The organism is Mesorhizobium sp. M0701, from assembly GCF_040320365.1.
Taxonomy (GTDB): domain Bacteria; phylum Pseudomonadota; class Alphaproteobacteria; order Rhizobiales; family Rhizobiaceae; genus Mesorhizobium.
The window spans coordinates 120,519-141,249 of record NZ_JAMYPO010000003.1 but is presented as its reverse complement, the minus strand read 5'-3'; the positions used below and the strand labels follow the sequence as shown (position 1 = coordinate 141,249).

The window sequence follows — 20,731 nt, the reverse complement described above, 5'->3', positions numbered from 1 at the left end:
GGAAACGAGAAACGATGGATGCAGCCCTAACCCACTGGATCAACGCGGCAGCCGGGATCAGCCCTTTTCTTGATAAGGCAATGATCGCCGTCTCACAAATCGGCGTTCCGCTGATGGTGCTGGCTGTTGCCCTGCAATGGTGGGCAAAGGCCGACCGCTACCATGTGCGCCATGCTGCCTTGTCCGCCGGCTTGGCGTTCCTGCTCGGTCTGGCGATCAATCAGTTCATTTTGCTATTCGTCCACCGGCTGCGGCCCTACGATGCCGGCCTGACGCATCTGCTGATTGCGCCCAGCGCCGACTGGTCGTTTCCCTCCGACCACGCGACAGCCAGCTTTGCGGTTGTTGCGGCTCTTGCAATGCAAGGTCTGCCGCGCCGGACGCTGGCCCTCTCCATCATGGCATTGCTGATCTGCTGGTCGAGAATTTACATCGGCACCCACTATCTCACCGACGTGATAGGCGGTGCCATCACTGGCGTCTTAGGTGCCGTTGTGGTCCGATTGGCCTATCGCGAGAACTCCCGATTGGACAGTCTGGTCACAAGAATTCTCTAGCTCCTTATGTGCAAACGATGAGACGAGCAGCTATCATAGCGGTCCTGTCGCTTGCCTGCGTCTCTGTCGTGCTCGCCGCCGCCCATTCGGGTCGTGATGCGGTCATCCAGGCTCGCCAGGCCTCGATGAAGGAAATGGCCGCGGCGGCAAAGGCGATCGCTGGGATGTTCGACGGCAAGCAGGCGTACGACGCCGCAGCCTTCAAGGCGGCGGCCGAGACCATCCGCGCCCGCACCGGCCCTGCCTTGATTGCCGAATTCCCCAGCGCGACATTGGGAGCGCCTTCAGGCGCCAAGCCGGATATCGACCCCGCCCGCGCGGAGTTCGAAGGGCTGGCACGCCACATCGGAACGCTGGCCAGCGCCCTGGCCTCCGACGCCGAGCGGGCACCACCGCATATCACCGACGACATGAGAATGGGTTCCGGCCTGGCAATGGGCGGTGGCAGCCTGCTTGGCAAGCGACCATCACTCGCGGAAGCCGATCCCACTAAATTGCCGGCGGAGCACCTCCTGCATCTCATCTTGCAGGATTGCTCGAGCTGCCATTCGAAGTTCAGGCAAAAGGTAGAGTGATAGCGTCAGCTCCGCTGCAGCTGACCCGCCATGAAATTGCGCCAGCCGCCGAAATGCGAAATTTCCTTTGCATCGGCAAGGCCGGCACTTTCGACGAGGAAGCCTTTCGGCGAAGTTCCGTCATCGAGTAGAAGCGTCCCGATGCCGAGCGGCGGCGGGATCGCGGCAACGAAGCGGCCGAAGGCTTGTGGCGAGAGCCGCCAGACTTCGACCTCGATCGCTGCCCCCTTGCCATTGCAGCTGCGCTCGAGCCCCGGTCGCGACACCGACTGGCCGGCGAGTGCATAAAGCCGGTACAGCGGCGCCGTTCTTGCCGCCCGGGCGAAAATCGCGCCGAGCTGCTGCAACTGGCCGTTCAGCGCCATCCCCGACAGATGCGCGCCGACCACGGCCAGCTCGATCGTGCCCTCGTCCACGTCGACGCGAACGTCGCCACGCGGCAGCGGCCAGCCTGTAGCGCCCAGCGCAAGGCCGCTTGCCGCATGGACATCGCGCGCAAGCGACGCCGGCAGATGGTCCTTGCCCGCCGCGGCAAGCAAGGTGACGCTCATCGGCAGACCGTCGCTGCGGGTTCCGCTCGGCACGGCAATGCCGCACATGTCGAGCAGATTGACGAAATTGGTGTAGGTGCCGAGCCGGCTGTTGGTGACGATCGGATCGGCCAGCACCGCTTCGACTGTGTAGTGCGTCGGCGCGGTCGGCACGCAGAAAACGTCGACCGAGGCGATGACCGGCGCAAGCCTGGCCTTATAGCCTTGCAGGGCATAGAGCCCGTTGAAAGCGTCCGCGGCGGAAAGTTTTCGCGCACCGCCGATGATCTGCCGCGTCACCGGATGCATGGCGGCCTCGTTGGCATCCATGAAGTCCCTGATCGCGGCGGAACGCTCGGCTACCCAGGCGCCTTCGTAAAGCAGGTTGGCGGTGGCGTAGAAATCGGCGAACGGGATTTCCACCAGCTGGCAGCCCAGCGTCTCCAGCGAGGCAAGGGCGGCCTCGAAACCCGCCTGCATCGCCTGGTCTCCGAAAAAGGTCCAGTCGGCCCTGGCCGGCACGCCAACCGTCAGCACCGGCGGGCGCGCGGCAAGAGCCTGAATGCAGAGGTCGCGCGAATAGGGATCCGCGTCGTCCTTTGCCGCCGCGACCTCGAAGACGCTGTAGGCGTCATCGACGGTGAGCGCGAAGACCGAGACGCAGTCAAGCGTCCGGCAGGCCGGCACGACGCCGGCGGCTGATAGCGCGCCGACGCTCGGCTTCAGCCCGACGATGTTGTTGAGGCCGGCGGGTATGCGCCCAGAACCGGCGGTGTCGGTGCCGAGCGCGAACGAGACGATGCCGCGCGCGGTTGCGACGGCCGAGCCGCATGAGGAGCCGCCCGGCACCAGTTTCGGGTCGATCGCATTCCTCGGGATCGGATAGGGCGTGCGCACACCGACCAGGCCGGTGGCGAACTGGTCGAGGTTGGTCTTGCCGACGACCAGTGCGCCGGCGGCCTTGAGCCGCGCGACGACGGTGGCGTCTTTCGCCGGCAAGTAGGCATATTCCGCACAAGCCGCCGTGGTCGGCATGCCGGCAACATCGATGTTGTCCTTGACCGCGAACGGTACGCCCCACAGCGGCTTTGCCACGGGATCGAACGGGCCGAGCTTTTCCGCCTCGGCAAGCAACTCCGCCCTGCTCGCCAGATGGATGAAGATGCCGGGGTCATCGGCCGCCGCGAGCCGCGCATCGACCGCATCGATCATCTCGCCGATGCTGACGCCGGCCTGATAGGCAGCGTGCAGGCTCGCTATGTCGAAGCGGATGTCGCTCATTTGGCCTCGCCCAGAATGACTACCGGCAGGTTCCACTGGATGAGCACCACGCAGCCATCCTTCGTCCACACCGAATGCTCGGTTCCGACCGGGTTCAGGATCACGCTGCCCGCGGCATGATCGCCGTTCTCGTCGCTCTGTGTGCCTTCCAGCACAAGGATCGTTTCCAGCCCGGCATGGCGATGGCGCGGCACGCCGGCGCCGGGCCGGTAGTTCAGGATGGCGACCGACGGTTCCGTCGGTCCGCCCTTGAGCAGCCAATGCGCCGTAATGCCATCGCGGAAAGGCTCGAACGGCAGACCGCGCCAGCCACCATTGAGGAGGCCGGCAAAGGCAAGGTTAGGCATTGGCAATCCCCTCGAGCACCTGGTCCGTCGTTGCCGTCCAGCCGACGATGGCGCCCTGCGCCCTGATCATGGCAAGGGCTGCCGCCTTGAACTCCGGAAAATAGCTCTCAGTGGCATCCTCCGCCAGAAGGCATTCATAGCCGCGGTCGTTGGCCTCGCGCATCGTCGTCTGCACGCAGACCTCCGTCGTCACCCCGGCAAAGACCAGTTGCTGTGCGCCAAGCCGCTTGAGGTCGTCGCCGAAGCTGGTGGCATAGAACGCGCCCTTGCCGGGTTTTTCGATGACGATCTCGCCAGGCAGTGGGGCAAGTTCATCGAGGATCGCCGTTCCCGGCTCCCCGACGATCAGCACACGACCCATTGGCCCGACATCGCCGATCCTGATCGACGGATTGCCGCGATTGCGCTTGGCCGGTGGCAGATCCGAAAGGTCTGCCTTGTGGCACTCCATCGTGTGGATCACCGGCAGGCCAGCGGCGCGAAACCCCTCGATCAGCCTCTTCACCGTCGGCACGATGGCCGTGACCCGGCTGACGTCATTGCCGAGGCTGGCGCCGAAGCCGCCGGGTTCGGCAAAGTCGCGCTGCATGTCGATGACGACCAGCGCCATCGCCTCAGGCTTGAACACAAACGGAAACGGCAGCGCCTCGATCCCAGCCATCAGTGATGTCCCGCCATGTGCTCGCCGATCGTCTGCACGCTCGCCTGCGCGATCGGCGTCTCGTAGACCAGCGCGCCGTCCGACATGACGAAGATGCGGTCCGAGAGCTCGAGCAGCTCATCAAGGTCCTCCGACATAAGGAGCACGGCGGCACCGGCGTTGCGCGCCTTCATGATGCGGGCGCGGATTTCGGCGACGGCAGAGAAGTCGAGGCCGAAGCAGGGGTTCGACACGATGAGCAAATCGACCTCGCCGGTCAGTTCCCGCGCCAGCACGGCGCGCTGCACATTGCCGCCCGAGAGCGACGAAATCGGCGAAGCGAGGGATGCCGTCTTGACCTTGAACTGTTGGACCAGACGGGCCGCGTAGTCCCTGATCGCACTCATCCTGATCCAGTTGACCGGCTTGCCGGCCTCGTTGAGGTCGAAGGTCCGGAAGGCCATGTTTTCCGCCACCGTCATCTTCGGTGCGCAGGCATTGCGCAAGGGCTCCTCCGGAATGAAGCGGACATTGAGCGTGCGCGCCTCGCTGCGGCTGGCGCCATAGGGCGAGCCTTTCACCAGAACGTCGCCGCCATTGCGCGCCCGTTGTCCGGCAAGGACTTCGAGAAACTCCTTCTGGCCGTTGCCGGAGATGCCGGCAATGCCGACGATCTCACCCGACTTCACATCGAGTTCGCCGATGTCGATGGTTTTCAAACCGGTGCGGTCGGGCGCCTTCAGCGACTTTACCGTCAGCACCTGTCTGGCGCCGGCCGGCACCGGGGCGCGGCTGTCGAGTGCGGCGATCGGTTGATCGCCGATCATCATCGCCGCCATCTGCTTGTGGGAAAGTTCGGAGACCTTTCCGGTTCCGGTCAGCCTGCCCTTGCGCAGCACGGTGATATCGTCGGCAAAGGCCGTCACCTCGTGGAATTTATGCGAGATCATCAGCACGGTGAGGTCGCCGGTCCTGGTCATGTCGCGCACCAGGCCAAGCACTTCGTGTGCCTCGCCGGGAGTGAGCACCGAAGTCGGCTCGTCGAGCACCAGGAAACTGCGGCCGAGATAGAGCTGCATGATGATTTCGAGCTTCTGCTTCTCGCCGGCCGCAAGTTCCGCCACCTTGACGTCGAGCGGCAGCTTGAACGGCATCCGCTGCATGAATTGCGCAAGTGCGGCGCGCTCCTTGCGCCAGTCGATGACGCCGGGCACCTTCTCGCGCGAAATGACCAGGTTCTCCGCGCCGGTCAGCGACGGGACGAGCGTGAAATGCTGGTAGACCATGCCGAGCCCCAATGCCGAGGCATCCTTCGGACTGGCGATCGCGACCTCGCGGCCATCGACCAGCATGTCGCCGGCGGTCGGATGGTAAAAACCCATCATGCATTTGACCAGCGTCGACTTGCCGGCGCCGTTTTCGCCGAGCAGCGCATGGAACGATCCCGCCGGCACCTTGATCGAGACATCGTCCAGCGCGGTGAAGGCGCCGAAGCGCATGGTCATGCCGATGGTCTCGACGCCGACGGCTTTCTTGCCGATGCTTCCGCTCAAGATCGTGTCCTCACGGCAGCTGCGCGACGAAGGATACCGAATTCGACACCGCGCCGAACACGCCGCCCTGCATCTTGATCATCTTGATCGCGGCGAGATGGTTGCCGTAATCGGTCGCGCCGCAGCAATCCTCCAGCATGACGCATTCAAAGCCGCGATCATTGGCCTCGCGCATCGTCGTGTGGACGCAGACATCGGTGGTGATGCCGGTCAGCACGATGTTTTCGATGCCGCGCTGGTGCAGGATCAGCTCCAGGTCGGTGGCGCAGAACGAGCCCTTGCCCGGCTTGTCGATGATCGGCTCGCCAGCCGCCGGATAGAGGTCGGGGATGATGTCCCAGCCGGGTTCGCCGCGCACCAGGATGCGCCCGCAAGGCCCGGGGTCGCCGATGCCGGCATTGATGCGGCGCGAGCGCCAGCGCTTGTTGGCCGGCAGGTCGGCGAGATCGGGCCGATGGCCCTCGCGCGTGTGGATGATGGTGTAGCCCTTGGCCCGCATGGCTGCGAGCACCGACTTGATCGGCTCGATCGGCGCCCGCACTAGCGAAAGATCGTAGCCCATATGATCGACATAGCCGCCCGGCCCGCAGAAATCGGTCTGCATGTCGATGATGATCAATGCCGTATTGTCCGGCCGCAGCTCGCCATTATAGGGCCATGGATAGGGGTCGGCATCGATGTAGCGCTGGGTGATCTCGGCTCTGGCGTTCATCGGAAAAAACTCCAGTCATTTGGTGATCGACAACTCGCCCGGCGCGCCGGCAAGCGAGCGGTTCGGCGACGATGTGGCGATCATGATAATGAGCGTGAGGATGTAAGGTGCGGCGTAGAAGAGATAGTAGCCCTGCGTCACCCCGACCGATTGCAACGCCGGGCCCAGCGCGCCGGCGCCGCCGAACAACAGTGCCGCGGCAAAGCAGCCAAGCGGGTTCCAGCGGGCGAAGATGACCAGCGCCACCGCCATCAGCCCCTGCCCCGACGAGATGCGTTCGGTCCAGCTGCCGGGGTAATAAAGCGACAGATAGGCGCCGCCGATGCCGGCGAGCGCACCGCCGACGCCTGTCGCAAGCAGGCGCACGGTGTTCGGATTGAGGCCCATGGCGCGCGCCGCATCGGAGCTGTCGCCGACGACGCGCACGACCAGGCCGGCGCGGGTGTTGCGGAAGGCCCACCACAGGAACAGCGCAAGTGCGGCCCCGATCAGGAACAGCACGTTGACGTTGAGCGCCGCCTGCACCTGCGGGATATCCGACCAGCCACCGAAGGCGAGGGCCGGCAGGTCTGGTGCCGAGGGCTGGATGAATGGCTTGCCGAAGAAGAAGGCGAGACCGGAGCCGAACAGCATAAGCGCGATGCCGATGGCGATGTCGTTCACCCCGCGGAATTTGCAGATCCAGCCGTGGAACAGCCCGAAGCAAAGACCGGCACCTGCGGCAGCCAGCAGGCCGAGCCATGGCGAGCCGGTCATCACCGCGACGGCGTAGGCAGTCATCGCACCGAAGACCAGCGTGCCTTCGAGGCCAAGATTGATGCGGCCGGAGCGCTCGGTGATGGCTTCGCCGAGCGAGACGAAGATGAAGGGCGTCGAAACGCGGATGGCGCCGCCGAGAATGGCGAGCGGCACGCCCCACAGGCCGATCTCGGTCGCGTCCATCAGGAGCCCCTCTTCCACAGATCGGGATTGAAGACCTTGAAGCGGCCGTAAAAGGTTTCGCTGAACAGGATGACGACGAAGAGCATGCCTTGCAGCACCAGCACGGTGGCGTCGGGAAGGTCCATGCGGCGCTGGATCAGCCCGCCGGAAGCGCCGATACCGCCGAGCAGGAAAGCGACCGGGATGATGGCGAGCGGATTGTGGCGGGCGAGGAAGGCGACGAGGATGCCGGTATAGCCATAGCCGGCGGCGAGCGAGGCGTTGGCGCTGCCTTGCACGGCGCCGACCTCCAGCATGCCGGCCAGCCCGGCAAAGCCGCCGGCGAGCCCGGTGAAGCCGACGATCAGCGGCCCGACGGCAAGCCCTTGCACCTGAGCTGCCCTGACATTGCCGCCGGCGATGCGGGCGGCAAACCCCCAGCGCGTCTTTTCGATCAACAGCCAGGACAGGACGCAGGCGAGAATGCCGACGACCAGGCCCCAGTGCACGTCCATGCCTGGAATGTTGCCGATGCGGTAGGCATCCGCCAGCGGCTCGGTCGAGGGTTTGTTGAGCGAAGCCGGATCGCGCAGCGGCCCTTCGACCAGATGGTTCATCAGCGCGATGGCGATATAGGCCATCAGCAGGCTGGAGATGGTTTCGTTGACGGCGCGGTAGTGGCGGAGTGCGCCGACGGCACCGATCCAGATGCCGCCGGCGACCGCGCCCGCCACGCCCATCAGCAGGATGACCAGAAAAGCCGGCGCGCCATTCGCCGCGACGCCGATGGCGGCGGCGGCAACGCCGCCCAGCACGATCGCGCCTTCGCCGCCGATGACGACGAGGCCGAGCCGGGCCGGCAGCGCCACGCAGAGCGCTGCCAATAAAAGCGGTGCTGCCCGCGACAGCGAGTTCTGGATCGAGAACCACGAGCCGAAGCCGCCGCGCCACATCGTCTCGTAGAGTTGCACCGGCGATTTGCCGACCAGCGCGATGAACACGCTGAACAGCGCCATGCCGACGATCAGCGCCGCGAGCGGTATGACTAAGGCTTCCGCCTGCCGCGCCGCCCATTCGAGCGCCGCCGGATAATTCCTGGCGCCAAACAGCGCCGGTGCGCCCGCAGTGCTGACAGTGTCTGCCATGGCCCCGTCTCCGATCCGGTTCAGGCGGTCGAACCGACGACGCCCTCGACCAGGTAGTCCATGCTTTCGAGTTCGAGCGCGGTCTCGGCGAAGGCCTGGCCTTCGGTCGCGACGACGACGCCCTTGTTGCTCTTCAGCGGACCCTTGATGACGGAAAAGCCGCCTTTCATCATTTCGGCCAGCGTGCCGTCGAACTGCTTGCGGGCGGCCTCGCCGACAGCGGGGCCGAGCGGGCTCATCTTGACGAAGCCGTCGGCCAGGCCACCGCGCGTGAAATTGGGCAGCGGCGTGCCGGCCACCAGATCGTCGACGAACATCTTGTAGACCTTGGCCCAGTTCCATTCCGCGCCGGTCAGGTATTTTTCCGGCGCCAGCGGGCTCTGGTTGGCATGATAGCCGCAGACGAAGGCGCCACGCCCGGCCGCCGTCTCGACCACCACCTTGGGGCTATCGACATGGCAGGTGATGACGTCGGCACCCTGGTCGACCAGCGCATTGGTGGCCTCGGCCTCCTTGACCGCTAGCGACCACTCGCCGGTGAAGATCACCTGGCAGGTGATGGTCGGGTCGACCGAGCGCGCGCCGAGCAGGAAGGAATTGATGTTGAGCAGCACCTGCGGGATCGGCTTTGCCGCGACGAAGCCGAGCTTCTTGGTTTTGCTGGTGTGACCGGCGACGACGCCGTTCAGATACTGGCCCATGCCGATATAGCCGAAATAGGAACCGGCATTCATCGGATGCTTGTCCTTGTTCCACATGCCACCACAATGGCGGAACTGCACGTCGGGGAATTTCGCGCACATGGCGAGCATGTGCGGATCGAAATAGCCGAACGAGGTCGGGAAGATCAGCGACGCACCGTCGAGATTGATCATCGATTCCATCGTCTTCTGAACGTCGACCGTCTCCGGCACGTTCTCCTCCTCGACGACGGAAATTCCTTCGATCCCCTTCAGCGTGGCGGCCCCTTCGGCATGCGCCTGGTTGTAGCCGTAGTCGTCCTTTGGCCCGACATAGATGAAGCCGACGGTGGCCGTCGCGGCGAAGGCCCTGCTGATCGGAAACGATGCGGACGCAAGGCCGAGCGCCGCTCCGGCGGCGGAGGTTTTGAGCAGGTCGCGGCGGCTAAGCATGAATCTCTTGGACATTGAATGCTCCCTCTGTGGGGCCTTTGGGGCCGGTTAACACCTCAATGAAAGAAGTGTATGCAATCAGCATGCCAGTTTCAGAAATGAGATTTATTCAGTAATATCAATGAGTGTTCCGATGTGGACTGCACAAAGCCGGAGCAATTGCATACACTTTTTGCCTCCAAAATCGCCAATTTGACATGAAGGCTAAAACATAGGCATACAGAGATGCGGAGGAATCGAAGCCGGTGAGTGGCTTACGGCTCTAGCGAAAAGACTGGACGGAGGAGACGTGTCGGGAAAGCGCAATTTGATCAGGTCGGGCACGACCGTCGATCAGATGGTGAGGGCGATCAGCGACCGGATCGTCACCGGTTTCCTGCGCCCGGGCGAAAAGCTCGACGAGGCCTCGCTCGCCGCCCGCTTCGACGTCTCACGCACGCCGATCAGGGAAGCGCTCAGCCGGCTCAGCGCCATGGGGCTGGTCGAAAGGCGGCCGAACCGCGGCGCCACCGTCGCCGTGGTGACGCAGGAGCACCTCGCCTCGATGTTCGAAAGCATGGCCGAGCTTGAAGCGATCTGCGCGCGGTTCTCGGCCGAGCGCATGACCGCTGGCGAGCGCCGCACGCTGGAGGCCGAGCACCAGGCCTCGGCGCGCTTCGTGCAGCTCGGTGCCGAAGAAGAGTATGAGCTTTTCAACACCGAATTCCACACCCGGCTCTATCGCGGCGCCCACAGCAAGCACATTTATGAACTGACCGTCATGACCCGCGGCCGCCTGGCGCCGTTCCGGCGCGCGCAATTCATGCTGCCCGGGCGGCTGGCCCAGTCCTGGCAAGAACATGACGCCATCGTCACCGCAATCATGCGCGGCGACAGTGCGGCGGCCGGAACAGCCGCCAAGGATCATGTCTCGATCGTCAGCGAGGCGAGCGCCGTCTTTGCGATCGGCGATCGCCCCAAAGGCAGGACCGAGCCGTTCCCGACATCGGCTTCCTAACCGTCAATCGACCAGCACGGCGACCACGGCAGCGCAGTCGCCGGCCTTGACCAGCCCCGGAAAATGCCGCGCCGCCAACAGACCGGACATTTTGGCCCGGATCTCCTGCGGAGCGCCGCCGGTGCGGCCTATGGAATGGATACGTGCCAGCACCTGGTTCTCTGCCACCGGCTCGCCGAGATCGATCATGGTTTCGATCATCCCGTCGTCCTCGGCGAACGAGAAGCAATCGCCGGACGGCATGTCGAGCCAGCGGGTTGGCTGCATCTCGACCGCGCCGGCGACGATGCCGGCATGGCGCAGCACATTGAGCACGCCGCGACGTGCGATGCGCACCGTTTCCGCGCGCGAAGTCCCGCCGCCGCCAAGCTCGGTGGTGATGAACAGCTTGCCCATCTCTTCGGCGGCAGTGTCGAACATGCCGACCGCGTCGATCTCCAGCATTTTCATCGACCATGGTGCGGAGAAGGCTTCTACCGCCGCGAACCCCTTCCCTTCCAGCGCCTTGTCGGGCCGGATATGGGCGGCGCAGAACGGCACGAAATCGAGCGTCTTGCCGCCGGAGTGGAAATCGAGCGCGATGTCTGTACGGGGCAGCAATTCGCGCTGGAAATAGTCGGCGATCTTCTCGGTCACCGTGCCGTCGGGCCGGCCGGGAAAGCTGCGGTTGAGATTGCCCTTGTCGATCGGCGAGGTGCGCGTGCCGGCGCGGAACGCCGGATAGTTCATCGCCGGCACGATGATGATCGTGCCGCTGACTTGCTTCGGGTCGAGCGTACGGGCGAGGTCATAGAGCGCCAGCGGCCCCTCGTACTCGTCGCCATGATTGCCGCCGGTGAGCAATGCGCTCGGCCCCTTGCCGTTGCGGATGACGCAGATCGGGATCATCACCGACCCCCAAGCGGAATCGTCGCGGCTGTAAGGCAGGCGCAGGAAACCGTGCTGCACGCCGTCGCGCTCGAAATCGACGGTCGGCGTGATCGGTGACGGGCGAAGGCTGGACATCGGACTCAATTCTTCACCACCAGTTTGGGCGGCACATTCGCCAGGCACTCGACGCCCGTCTCGGTGATCAGGATGGATTCGGTGATTTCCAGCCCCATCGTCTCAAGCCACAAGCCGGTCATGAAATGGAAGGTCATACCGGGCTTCAACTCGGTGCGGTCGCCTGGACGCAGGCTCATGGTGCGCTCGCCCCAGTCAGGCGGATAGGAAAGCCCGATCGGGTACCCGGTGCGGTTGTCCTTGACGATGCCGTACCGCTTCAGCACCGCGAAGAAGGCGTTGGCGATGTCCTCGCATGTGTTGCCGGGCTTGGCGGCGGCAAGTCCCGCCTCCATGCCTTCCAGCGTCGCCTTTTCTGCATCGAGGAATTCCGGCGTCGGTTTACCAAGGAACACGGTCCGCGACAGCGGGCAGTGATAGCGGTTGTAGCAGCCGGCGATCTCGAAGAAGGTGCCCTCGCCCGATTTCATCGGCCGGTCGTCCCAGGTCAGATGCGGCGCCGATGCGTCGGCGCCTGACGGCAGCAGCGGCACGATCGCCGGATAGTCGCCGCCGATGCCGTCGACGCCGCGCGTGCCGGCATCGTAGATCTCGGCGACCAGGTCGCATTTGCGCATGCCGACCTCGATCTTATCGACGATGCGCTGGTGCATCGCTTCGACGATGCGGGCGGCCTTGCGCATGTAGTCGATTTCGGTCGGGCTCTTCACCGCGCGCTGCCAGTTGACGAGTGCCGTGGCGTCGACGAAGCGGGCATTGGGTAAGTGCTTCTGCAGCGCTGCGAAGGCAGCGGCCGAGAACCAGTAATTGTCCATCTCGACGCCGATGCTGAGCTTGCCCCAGCCGCGATCGGAGAGCACGCTGGACAGAAAATCCATCGGATGGCGCTCGGTCGACTGCACATAGTGGTCGGCATAGCCGATGATGTTGTCGTGCGCGAGATAGGCGGTGCGCTTGGCGCCGTTGGCGTCCTGGCCGCGCCCGTACCACACCGGCTCGCCCGACGGCGGCACGATGACAGCCTGGTGCACGTAGAACGACCAGCCATCGTAGCCGGTCAGCCAGGCCATGTTGGACGGATCGCTGACGATCAATAGATCGACGCCCTTGGCCTCCATGACCTTCCGCGTTTTGGCGAGGCGCTCCGCATATTCGCCGCGCGAGAATTTCAAATTGGGCTGCATTGTTCTTGGTCCTCGTTTGTTGGGCCTTGCGGCCAGCATCAGCTTTCGAAAATCGTACCGGTCTTGGCTGCACGCGCACGGTCGCGGGCGAGCGTGGCGATCGCCGTGTCCTGCACGCCGGTGCCGGTCAGGTCGGCAATGGTGATGTCGCTGTCCGAGCGCCGGCCATGCCTTTCGCCGGCGATGATGTGGCCAAGCTCGGTGATTTCGGCATCGGACGCCATCACGCCCGCCGCGATAGCATGGTGCAGTTCGCCCAGCCGGCGCGTCTGTTTGGCGCTATCGGCGACGTAGAGATCGGCCATGCGCAGGATCGCCGGCGCGATCTCGTTCTTGTGCTCGGCATCCGAGCCCATGGCAGTGATATGCTGGCCGGCGGAGACGAAGCCGGCCTTGATCAGCGGCTCGGTCGACGGCGTCGTGGTGACGATGATGTCGGCATCGGCCGCAGCCTTTGCCGCGTCGGGCTCGGCGTGAACGGCGATGCCCAGTCTTTCGGACAATGCGTCGGCCGCGGCCTCGGCCTTGGCGGCATCCCTTGCCCAGATGCGAGCCTCGGTGATTGGCCGCACCAGCATCAGCGCCTCGAGCTGCAGTCCGGCCTGAACACCGGCGCCGAAGATCGCGGCAACGGAGGAGTCCGGCCGCGACAGATGTTTGGCGGCGACCGCACCGGCGGCGGCCGTGCGGATGTCGGTGAGATAGCCATTGTCGAGCAGCAGCGCTTCGACCAATCCGGTTTTCGCCGACAGCAGCACCATCATGCCGTTGACGCTGGGCAAGCCGAGCTTGGGATTATCGAAAAAGCCGGGGCTGATCTTGATCGCAAAACCGTCGATACCCGGTACATAGGCGGTCTTGACGTCGACCTCGCCGCGATGCTCTGGAATGTCCAGCCGCAGGATCGGTGGCATCGCCACCGGCAAGGTAGCGAGCGCCCGGAACGCGTTCTCGACGCAGGCGATGGCATCAAGATCGAGCTTCACGATCTCGCGCAATTCAGCTTCGGTGAGGATCGTCATCCGGCTCATGCTGCGCTCTCCGCAATTGCTTCGCCGCAGATGATCTTGCGGTGCAGTGTCATATCGATGTTGCGGCCGGACAGCACGAGCACCGTCGGGCCGCTCGCCCTGACCTTGCCGGCAAGCACGGCTGCGATGCCGACCGCGCCGGCGCCTTCGACGATCTCGCGCTCCTGTTCATAGGCATGGCGGATGCCGGTGGCGATCTCGCCCTCGCTGAGCAGGATCACATCGTCGAGCAGGTCGCGGCACATGGAAAAGGTCAGCCGGTTGTCGAGGCCTATGCCGCCGCCGAGGGAATCGGCCAGTGTCGGCAGTTCCTCGACCAAAACCGGATGTCCGGCGTCGAGGCTCGCCTTCATCGCCGCACCGCGCGCCATTGAAACGCCCATCACCTTCGTCGCCGGGCTGACGCCCTTCACGGCAGCAGCTACGCCAGCCGCCAGCCCACCGCCGGAAAGCGGCACCAGCACCAAGGCGGCGTCCGGAACCTGTTCGATGATCTCCAGCCCGAGCGTGCCTTGCCCGGCGACAATGGCAGGATGGTCGAAGGGCGGCAGCATGATCAGCCCCTCTTCCGCGACCAGCCGTTCGACCTCCCGCTGCGCATCGTCCTGGCTGTTGCCGACGATGCGGATCTCGGCGCCGAGCCGACGGATCTCGTCCAGCTTGTTCTGCGGCACCAGCCGCGACATGCAGATCGTCGCGTCGATACCTTGCAGTCGAGCGGCATAAGCCAGCGCCCGGCCGTGGTTGCCGGTCGAGGCAGCGACGACGCCGCGCGCCTTCTCCTCTTCTGTCAGCGAAGCGATAGCGTTCGAGGCACCGCGCAGCTTGAAGGCGCCGGTGGTCTGCCGGTGTTCGAGCTTGAGATAAACAGGAGCGTCCAAGTGCTGGGAAAGACTCCGGGAAGTGACGGTCGGCGTACGCTCGACCTTGTCTGCGATGCGCTCGCGCGCGGCGTGGATATCGGAGAGGCTTATCCTGGACGTGGTCATGGCTTATCAATCAGTTCAGCGGCAGCGTCATCAGACGGCCGAATTCAGGGCGCGGCTCGTCGTCGTCGCAAAGCCGCAGGCAATTCCAGGCTGTCGCCTGGTTGCTGGTGACGACAGGACGGCCGATGGCTTCTTCCATGCCGACAACTGCCGCCGCGGACCGCAGTGCCGTGCAGGAGACAAACAGCGCGTCCGAGTGTTCGGCCATCGCCTCGCGAGCCAGATCGACCAAGGATTTCGGCGCAATCCGCGCCATCTCGCGATCATCCTCGAAGCCGAGGCAAGTGAAGCTAGCGATCTCGAAACCATGCTCGGTGAAATAGGCCGCCATCGGCCGGCTGGTCTCGACCGTATAGGGCGTGAGGATGCTGATCGTCTTGGCGCCCAGCGCCTTCAGGCCGCGCACCCCGGCCATCGGCGGCGTGACCACCGGCACGCCGGGCTTGGCGGCCTGCACCGCCGCCTCGATTTCGGCATCGCCGATCACGACGGAAGCTGAGGTGCAGGAATAGCAGATCGCATCGAGCGGCTCGTCGGGCAGGATCAGGGCCGCGGCCGCCGTGAGTGACGGCTGCATCTTGCGCAAATTGTCCGGCGTCGTCGGGTTGGCGTAGGGGATGCGCGCGACATAGACGCCGATACGATCGCTTGCCACCATGCGGTGAAAATCCGGTTCGCTCGTATGGTCGGTGGCAAGGATGATCAGGCCGACCCGCTTTTCCAGCGGACGCGCATCGAGCGCCGGCCGGGCCGGGCGCAGGCGGATTTCGGGTGCAGCGCTCATCGTTCGATCCGCCCATAACGGTGTTCCAGCCAGCGCAGCAGCACCACCGAGAACAGGCTGATGGCGAGGAAGAAGGCGCCGACCAAGGTGATCGGTTCGATATACCGATAATAGGTATTGGCGACGCTCTTGGCCTGGTTCATCAGTTCGAGCACGGTGATCGCCGACAGCAGCGGCGTCTCTTTGAACATGGCGATGAAATAATTGGCAAGCGCCGGGATCATCGGCGGGATCGCCTGCGGAATGATGATGTGCGTCCAGGTCTGGGTGGCGTTCAGATTGCAGGCCTTGGCCGCTTCCCACTGGCCGCGCGGAACATTATCGATGCCGGCGCGGTAGACCTCGGCCGTGTAAGTGCCGTAATGCAGCCCGAGACCGATGACGCCCGCGACAAGCGGCGGCAACAGGATGCCAAAATCCGGCAGCACGTAGAAGATGAAATAGAGCTGCACCAACAGCGGCGTGCCACGGATGAACTCGGCAAGGAAACCGACGGTGCGCGACAGAGCCCTGTTCGGCGACCGGCGCGCCAACGCGATGCCCAGCCCAACGATGGCCGCCAGCACCGAGCCGAGCAGCGTCGCCAGGATGGTGATCTTCACCCCCTCGATCAGCGTCGGCAGGATCTGCCGGACAAAATCCCAATCCCATTCCATTAGCAGGCCCGATCCATCATACGCGCACCCCGTCGAGGCCACGCGCCATGCGGCGTTCCAACGACCGCACGCCCCAGGAGATGAGCAGCGCCAGGACGAAATAGATGACGAGGATGGTGCTGAACGGCACCAGAGTATTGCCGGTCTGCGAGCGCACCACCTGCGCCTGGAAGGTCAGGTCGGCGAGCGAGATTAGCGAAACGACGGCGGTGGCCTTGAGCAATTCAATGGCGTTGTTGCCGAAGGTTGGCAGCATCACCAGAAGCGCCTGCGGCAGGATGATATGGCGCATGGCTTGCCAGCGGCCGAGATTGAGGGCGGTGCAGGCCTCATATTGTTCGCGGCCGATAGACTTGATGGCGCCACGCACCACTTCCGCCGCATAGGCGCCGACATTGAGGCCCAGCGCCAGCACCCCGGCCTGCAGCGGCGTCAGCGAAATGCCGGCAAAAGGCAGCACGAAATAAGCCCAGAACAGCTGCACGAAAATCGAGGTGCCGCGGAAGAACTCGATATAGGCGGTGGCCAGCGCGCGTAGCACGAAAAACCGCGACAGCCGCCCCAGCCCGGCAAGAAAGGCCATGACCAAGGCCAGCACCGACCCCATCAGCGTCAGCTCGATGGTGACAAGCGCTCCTTGCAATATCAGGCCGAAATAGCCGGACCATTGGGTCATTGGGCTAAGCGTTTCCTCGCTTGGTGATCATTGCAGAACGCCGGCGCCGCCCCTCATCCGCCTGCCGGCACCTTCTCCCCGTTATAGGGACGGGGAGAAGGGTGAAGCTCCAGCGTTGACGCCCCCCTCTCCCCGTTTTTGACGGGGAGAGGCTAGGGTGAGCGGCACTTTTTACTTCGCCGAGCAGAGCTTGTCGCGGCTCGTCGACATTGCCGCCGCCGCCGAGAAGCCGTAAGGCTCGATGATCTTGGCGAACTCGCCGGACTTCTTCAGTTTCGCCAGCTCGACATCATAGGCGTCGCGCAGCGCTTCGTCGCCCTTCTTGAAGGCCGCGCCGTCGCAATAGACCGGCGCACCGACCACCGGCGCGATGACTTCGAGGTTCGGATCATTGGCTTTCTTGACCAGGTCGTTGATCGACAGCACGGGCAGCGAATAAGCATCGATGCGGCCGTCCTGCAGCATCTTCAGGCCGCTCTGGCCGTCCGGCACGACGATGACGCGCTCGCGCGGCACACCTGCGGTGAGCGCCAGCTTCTCTTCAGTGCCGCCACCCGGCGCGCCGATCGTGGCGCTCGCGTCCTTCGCGACGTCCTCGTAGCTCTTGAAGCCCTTCGGGTTGCCCTTCTTCACCAGCATCGCCTCGGCGTCGCACAGCACCGGTTCCGAATAGGCGACCGCAGCACAACGTTCCGGCTTCATGAACAATCCGGCGGTGACGACGTCGAAACGGCCGGCCTGCAAGCCGGGGATCATGGCGCCATATTCCGAGATCGAGGCGACGATATCGTTGACGCCAAGGCGCTTGAAGATTTCACGGGCAACGTCAGGCGCCGCACCCGAAACCTTGCCGTCGGCAGCGACCGCCGTATAGGGCGGCTCGTTGGCGATGGCGACGCGGGCAAAGCCTTGCGCCTTGAGCTCTTCGAGCTTGCTGTTGTCGGCCGAGCCGGCCGTCGAGGCGGCCAGCACCGCCGTCAGCGTAATACCGGCGACGCCGGCCAAAATGGAAAATTTCTTCATTGTTCCCAACTCCTTGTTTGTCTGTCTTCTTGGCTTGCTTGAGGCGTCGCCGCCTCGCATGGCAGTCAGACCCGATGTCCGGCCGCAATGATCTTCTTCAGGAAACCTTGCGTGCGCTCCTGTTTGGGATGGCGGAAAATCTCGTCGGGCTTGCCCTCCTCGACTATTCTGCCGCGATCGAAGAACAGCACCCGGTCGGCGAAGTCATGGGCGAAACCCATCTCGTGGGTGACCAGCAGCATGGTCATGTCGGTCTCGGCGGCGAGCTTGCGCATGACGTTGAGCACCTCGTCGACGAGTTCCGGGTCGAGCGCCGAGGTGACCTCGTCGAACAGCATGATCTTCGGCGACAGCGCCAGCGCCCGCGCAATCGCGACGCGCTGCTTCTGGCCGCCTGAAAGCTGCGCCGGCATCGCCTTGGCCTTGTCGACCATGCCGACCATGTCGAGCAGTTCCATCGCCCGCTTTTCGGCGGCGGCCCGCGGCACGCCTTTGGTCAGCATCGGTGCCAGCGTCACATTGTCGATGACGCATTTGTGCGGAAACAGATTGAACAGTTGGAAGACCATGCCGATCTTCTGGCGCATCTTTGCCAAATGCCGTTCATCGGCCGTAAGCAGCCGGCCGTTGCGCTCCATGTGGTACAGCTGTTCGCCGTCGACTTGGATGTGGCCGCTGTCGATACGCTCCAGCGTCATCAGGATGCGCAGGATCGTCGTCTTGCCCGAACCCGACGGGCCGATCAGTGCCAGCTTCTCGCCGGGCATGACTTGCATCGAGAGGCCGTCCAGCACCTTGAAGGTGCCGAAGCTTTTCGAAATGCCGTCGATCTTGATGATGGGCGCCGACAATGAATTTCCCGTGCTGGAGAAGCTATGCCTTTAACGATGCGGATCGCGGCAAATCATGTCAATCAAGAAAATAATATCATGACAATATTTCGAACTCCGCACAATTCGCGCCATTCGCCGTCTAGATCGCAAGCAGGAGATGCTCGGGATCGCCGAGCAGAAGCTTGGTGACAACGCCGAGACCGGCACGCAGTTCCCCCTCCGTGGTCGAGCCCAGCGAAATCCGTACGGCTGGATGCCAAGGCATCTGCGAAATGCGAAACGACGTGCCGGGCGCGATCGCCACGCCCTGCAGGCGGGCCTGGGAAACAAAGCTTTCCTCACCGCGGTCATCGGGCAGTTGCAGCCAGACATGCAGCCCGTCGCGATGAGCGCGATAGTCCACTCCGGCAAGCACCTCGGCGGCTATGTCCAGACGCCGCCGCAAAGCCAGGCGCTGCCATCGCACGAGTTCCATCGCGGTGCCGTCGGTCACCCATTTGGTGGCGATCTCGGCCACCAACGGCGTCGCCATCCAGTTCGAGACGAGATGGCGATTGGCGACCGCGGCGACATAACGATCAGGCGCCGCGAGATAGCCGATGCGCAGGCCCGGCACCACGATCTTGGTAAAGGAGGTGACGTAGAGCGTGCGCTCGGGCGCGAAGGCGGCTACCGGCGGCGGCCTGTCCTCGACCAACGGGCCGAGGACGTCGTTTTCGATAATGGCGATGTCATGCCTGCGCGCAACGGCGGCAATCTGTTCGCGCCGGCCGGCATCCATCAGGGTAGCCGTAGGGTTGATCACCGACGGCTGCACGAACACGGCGCGGATGTCCGACAGCCGGCAGGCCTCGTCCAGCGCTTCCGGGATCAGCCCATTGTCGTCGATCGGCAAACCCTCGAGATTGAAGCCGAGATAACGCGCCAGCGGGATCAGCGTGTGGTGGCCGATCGCCTCGGTGGCGACGGTCGAACCGGGCGGCGCCACGCTCATCAGCGCCACCGTCATCCCTGCGGTGGCACCGTTGGTCAGGCTGATGTTCTGCGGCGACGCGTCGAGGCCACAGAGGCGTAGCCACTCGACACCCACCGCGCGGTGGCGCGGGAACACCATGTTCGGCCTGAATGACAGTGCCGAGCTCGACGGCAGGTTTTCGGCGAGCCAGCCCAGCGCCTGCCTCAGCCGCTCCAGATGCATCGGTTCGCAGACCGGCTTCAGGATGGAGAGATCGATGACCTCGCCCAGCCGCTCCGGCAGATAGGGCGGCTCCGGCTCGCGGCGCTGCGTCTGCACGAAGCTGCCGCGGCCGACCTCGCCGGACACCAGCCCGCGGCGGATCAGCTCCTCATAGGCGCGGCTGACCGTCTGCACGGAAAGTTGCAGGTCGTCAGCCAACTGCCGGTGCGTCGGCAACCGAGCGCCATTGGCCAGGCGCCCGTCATGGATGGCGCGCGCGAACTGGTCGGCGAGCGATTGATAGGCCGGCCGCCGGATAAGAGCGGGATCTGGTCGCCAAAATGTCATGACTTATTAGAGATCGAAATCAGTGCAATTGACAATCGAAATAATGCGCCGTCATGGTGTCCGGCACTAGAAGTGGACGATCATGGCTGCAGCGAAACTCGATCCGATCGACCTGAAAATCCTCGACGCCATCCAGCGCGACGGCCGCATCACCAAGCTGGCGTTGGCCGAGAAGGTCGGCCTGTCGCCGACGCCTTGCTGGATGCGGCTGCGCAAGCTGGAAAAAGCCGGCATCGTCTGCGGCTATCATGCCAGGATCGCCATGCGCGCCATCGCGCCGGTCGCTACCGTGCTGATGGAGGTGACGCTGGCTAGCCACCGCCAGGCCGATTTCGACCGTTTCGAGCGCGTCATCCGCGACATCCCCGAGATCGTCGCCTGCTGGTCTGTCGGCGGCGGCGTCGATTACCTGCTGAAGGTGATGGCGCGCGACATCGACGCCTATCAGCGGCTGGTCGACACTCTGCTCGAACGCGAGATCGGCATCGACCGCTATTTCACCTACATCGTCACCAAGACGGTGAAGGAGGAGAGTGTTCTGCCAGTGGCGGACCTGTTGCCGGCATCTTCCTGATACCGGAGAGATCGTCTGGCCGGGCAGGGCAATAGAGACAATCTCTCTACGTGCAGGCAC

22 protein-coding genes are annotated in these 20,731 nt (G+C 64.2%); 4 read left to right on the top strand and 18 right to left on the bottom strand.

Annotated features, from left to right (window positions below; genetic code table 11):
* The first annotated feature begins 14 nt into the window (after positions 1-14).
* Together NKI24_RS04540 and NKI24_RS04535 are read left to right on the top strand one after the other, a co-directional pair.
* Positions 15-557 carry a phosphatase PAP2 family protein gene (locus NKI24_RS04540; protein ID WP_352452337.1) on the top strand — a complete coding sequence of 181 codons (543 nt, stop codon included), beginning with the start codon at positions 15-17 and terminating at the stop codon, positions 555-557.
* A 17-nt stretch (positions 558-574) separates the two neighbouring features.
* Positions 575-1,132 carry a cytochrome c gene (locus NKI24_RS04535; RefSeq protein ID WP_352452338.1) on the top strand — a complete coding sequence of 186 codons (558 nt, stop codon included), beginning with the start codon at positions 575-577 and terminating at the stop codon, positions 1,130-1,132.
* A gap of 5 nt (positions 1,133-1,137) precedes the next feature.
* Here the strand turns inward: NKI24_RS04535 and atzF are convergent, their stop codons facing one another.
* From atzF to NKI24_RS04495, 8 genes are read right to left on the bottom strand one after another with little or no spacing between them, the layout of a single operon-like run.
* Positions 1,138-2,943, bottom strand: coding sequence for an allophanate hydrolase (atzF, locus tag NKI24_RS04530; protein WP_352743608.1), 1,806 nt, complete (start codon positions 2,941-2,943; stop codon positions 1,138-1,140).
* Positions 2,940-3,290, bottom strand: a complete 351-nt coding sequence (locus NKI24_RS04525) for a cupin domain-containing protein (RefSeq protein ID WP_352452340.1) — start codon at positions 3,288-3,290, stop codon at positions 2,940-2,942. The genes atzF and NKI24_RS04525 overlap by 4 nt, the downstream gene beginning before the upstream one ends.
* Entirely contained in the window at positions 3,283-3,951 is a 669-nt protein-coding gene (locus NKI24_RS04520) for a cysteine hydrolase family protein (RefSeq protein WP_352452341.1), read from the bottom strand. The genes NKI24_RS04525 and NKI24_RS04520 overlap by 8 nt, the downstream gene beginning before the upstream one ends.
* Entirely contained in the window at positions 3,951-5,483 is a 1,533-nt protein-coding gene (locus tag NKI24_RS04515; RefSeq protein WP_352743605.1) for an ABC transporter ATP-binding protein, read from the bottom strand. The genes NKI24_RS04520 and NKI24_RS04515 overlap by 1 nt, the downstream gene beginning before the upstream one ends.
* A gap of 10 nt (positions 5,484-5,493) precedes the next feature.
* Complete coding sequence (gene biuH / locus NKI24_RS04510) at positions 5,494-6,195, bottom strand: biuret amidohydrolase (protein ID WP_352452343.1); 702 nt, start codon at positions 6,193-6,195, stop codon at positions 5,494-5,496.
* A 15-nt stretch (positions 6,196-6,210) separates the two neighbouring features.
* Positions 6,211-7,137 (bottom strand): ABC transporter permease, encoded by a 927-nt coding sequence (locus NKI24_RS04505; RefSeq protein ID WP_352452344.1) that lies wholly within the window; start codon positions 7,135-7,137, stop codon positions 6,211-6,213.
* Positions 7,137-8,261 (bottom strand): ABC transporter permease, encoded by a 1,125-nt coding sequence (locus NKI24_RS04500; protein ID WP_352743602.1) that lies wholly within the window; start codon positions 8,259-8,261, stop codon positions 7,137-7,139. Before NKI24_RS04500 ends, NKI24_RS04505 begins: the two co-directional genes overlap by 1 nt.
* A gap of 20 nt (positions 8,262-8,281) precedes the next feature.
* Positions 8,282-9,409, bottom strand: coding sequence for a BMP family ABC transporter substrate-binding protein (locus NKI24_RS04495; RefSeq protein ID WP_352704022.1), 1,128 nt, complete (start codon positions 9,407-9,409; stop codon positions 8,282-8,284).
* A gap of 322 nt (positions 9,410-9,731) precedes the next feature.
* Between NKI24_RS04495 and NKI24_RS04490 the strand changes: the two genes are divergently transcribed.
* Positions 9,732-10,391, top strand: a complete 660-nt coding sequence (locus NKI24_RS04490; protein ID WP_023677208.1) for a GntR family transcriptional regulator — start codon at positions 9,732-9,734, stop codon at positions 10,389-10,391.
* A 3-nt stretch (positions 10,392-10,394) separates the two neighbouring features.
* On the opposite strand, the gene doeB is transcribed toward NKI24_RS04490, so the two are convergent.
* From doeB to ehuR, 10 genes are all read right to left on the bottom strand, one after another.
* Positions 10,395-11,396, bottom strand: a complete 1,002-nt coding sequence (doeB, locus tag NKI24_RS04485; protein ID WP_352743600.1) for a N(2)-acetyl-L-2,4-diaminobutanoate deacetylase DoeB — start codon at positions 11,394-11,396, stop codon at positions 10,395-10,397.
* A gap of 5 nt (positions 11,397-11,401) precedes the next feature.
* Positions 11,402-12,580, bottom strand: coding sequence for an ectoine hydrolase DoeA (gene doeA / locus NKI24_RS04480; protein WP_352743598.1), 1,179 nt, complete (start codon positions 12,578-12,580; stop codon positions 11,402-11,404).
* 38 nt (positions 12,581-12,618) lie between these two features.
* On the bottom strand, positions 12,619-13,611 hold the full coding sequence (locus tag NKI24_RS04475) for a cyclodeaminase (protein ID WP_023677205.1): 993 nt from the start codon (positions 13,609-13,611) through the stop codon (positions 12,619-12,621).
* Positions 13,608-14,600, bottom strand: coding sequence for a hydroxyectoine utilization dehydratase EutB (eutB, locus tag NKI24_RS04470; protein ID WP_023677204.1), 993 nt, complete (start codon positions 14,598-14,600; stop codon positions 13,608-13,610). Before eutB ends, NKI24_RS04475 begins: the two co-directional genes overlap by 4 nt.
* A gap of 10 nt (positions 14,601-14,610) precedes the next feature.
* Positions 14,611-15,384 (bottom strand): ectoine utilization protein EutA, encoded by a 774-nt coding sequence (gene eutA, locus NKI24_RS04465; RefSeq protein ID WP_352743596.1) that lies wholly within the window; start codon positions 15,382-15,384, stop codon positions 14,611-14,613.
* Positions 15,381-16,040, bottom strand: coding sequence for an ectoine/hydroxyectoine ABC transporter permease subunit EhuD (gene ehuD / locus NKI24_RS04460; protein WP_023677202.1), 660 nt, complete (start codon positions 16,038-16,040; stop codon positions 15,381-15,383). Before ehuD ends, eutA begins: the two co-directional genes overlap by 4 nt.
* 16 nt (positions 16,041-16,056) lie before the next feature.
* Positions 16,057-16,716: an ectoine/hydroxyectoine ABC transporter permease subunit EhuC gene (ehuC, locus tag NKI24_RS04455; protein ID WP_254819481.1), complete on the bottom strand. Its 660-nt coding sequence runs from the start codon at positions 16,714-16,716 to the stop codon at positions 16,057-16,059.
* 171 nt (positions 16,717-16,887) lie between these two features.
* Positions 16,888-17,739, bottom strand: coding sequence for an ectoine/hydroxyectoine ABC transporter substrate-binding protein EhuB (gene ehuB, locus NKI24_RS04450; protein ID WP_352743594.1), 852 nt, complete (start codon positions 17,737-17,739; stop codon positions 16,888-16,890).
* 65 nt (positions 17,740-17,804) lie between these two features.
* Positions 17,805-18,590: an ectoine/hydroxyectoine ABC transporter ATP-binding protein EhuA gene (gene ehuA, locus NKI24_RS04445; protein WP_023677199.1), complete on the bottom strand. Its 786-nt coding sequence runs from the start codon at positions 18,588-18,590 to the stop codon at positions 17,805-17,807.
* Positions 18,591-18,711: 121 nt separating this feature from the next.
* Positions 18,712-20,097, bottom strand: a complete 1,386-nt coding sequence (gene ehuR / locus NKI24_RS04440) for a MocR-like ectoine utilization transcription factor EhuR (RefSeq protein ID WP_352452352.1) — start codon at positions 20,095-20,097, stop codon at positions 18,712-18,714.
* An 82-nt stretch (positions 20,098-20,179) separates the two neighbouring features.
* Between ehuR and NKI24_RS04435 the strand changes: the two genes are divergently transcribed.
* Complete coding sequence (locus tag NKI24_RS04435) at positions 20,180-20,671, top strand: Lrp/AsnC family transcriptional regulator (protein ID WP_031211913.1); 492 nt, start codon at positions 20,180-20,182, stop codon at positions 20,669-20,671.
* Positions 20,672-20,731: the final 60 nt, after the last annotated feature.